This window comes from Spongiactinospora gelatinilytica (genome assembly GCF_003236385.1).
GTDB lineage: Bacteria > Actinomycetota > Actinomycetes > Streptosporangiales > Streptosporangiaceae > Spongiactinospora > Spongiactinospora gelatinilytica.
Window position 1 is genome coordinate 1 of record NZ_POUA01000765.1, and the last position, 1,022, is coordinate 1,022.

Below are 1,022 nucleotides of genomic sequence, written 5' to 3' on the forward strand. Positions count from 1 at the left end.
ACCTCACCGCTGCCCTGACACCTTCGGCCGCTCGGCTTGCTCGCCCCCCGCACACGCGGCATGGGGCGAGCGCCGCGGAGCCCGATCCCGACTACCCGCCCCGCCACATCGTCTCTTCTTGCGCGGACCGGCCTCGCCCGGGAGGCGGTCCTGGGGCGTGCCGAAATCGTGCGCCGCGTATCAGTACGGCGGGCCGCCCCTCTGCTCGGTGCCGCTCGTGCCCGGTGCGGTCCTGGTGGCGTGGGCTGGACTCGCCTGGGAGGCGGTCTTCGGGCGTGCTGAAGCGTCCGCTGAGGTCGTGTGCTGTGTATCGGTACGGCGGGGCCTCCTGCCCGCCGCCGCTCGTGCCCGGTACCGTCCTGGCGTTCGGTGTTTCGCGGGCGATGTGGCTGCGCGCCGTACCGAGCACCGGCCGAACCGGCTCCTTTCCCGGCCATCGCGCCCGTCCGGCGCGTTCCCCCGTTGCCCGCCCGCCGCTCCAACGCCTTCGACGGGGCGGCGAGGGGTGGATCGCCGGCTGGCACCCTCATTGTGGGTTTGATGTGAATTATCCGGTGAATCGTGAGGCGGGGCGATAACGTAGTGGCGTTGTTCGTGTGAGGTCGGCGTCTGGTTGAACACCACGGCTGGTAGGAGACAGACGGGCATGGCGCTTGCGACTCTGCCGTTGGATGATTTCACCATCAAGCTGTGCATTATGCTGGCCGGTTCCGGGTGGGATAGGCAGGCACTTGATGAAGTGGGGCGGCTCGACCGGTTGGACGGGGGGACCGGTGCCGGGTGACCAAGTTCGAGTGTGCGTATGGTGGGCTGATCAGGGTTTCCGGGGAGATTCCCGATCCGCTTGAATGGAAAATCATGTCGGACGGCGATTTCGATCGCTTCCAGGGGGCCGTTGACGCTGAGGACGCCTACCTGGCATGTACCTCGATGTTCCGGTGTCCCGGCTGTGGTCGGCTGTGGGGTTACTGGGCGGCTCTTGATGACTGGCATAGTGCGTATTCGCGGGCGTACCAGGATCC

Annotated in this window: 1 protein-coding gene; it reads left to right on the forward strand. The window is 67.3% G+C overall.

What is annotated here, in order from left to right:
- Nucleotides 1–780 precede the first annotated feature (780 nt).
- Nucleotides 781–1,022, forward strand: a 242-nt coding sequence (locus C1I98_RS44835) for a DUF8617 domain-containing protein (RefSeq protein WP_233508585.1), incomplete at its 3' end; no start/stop codon positions are given.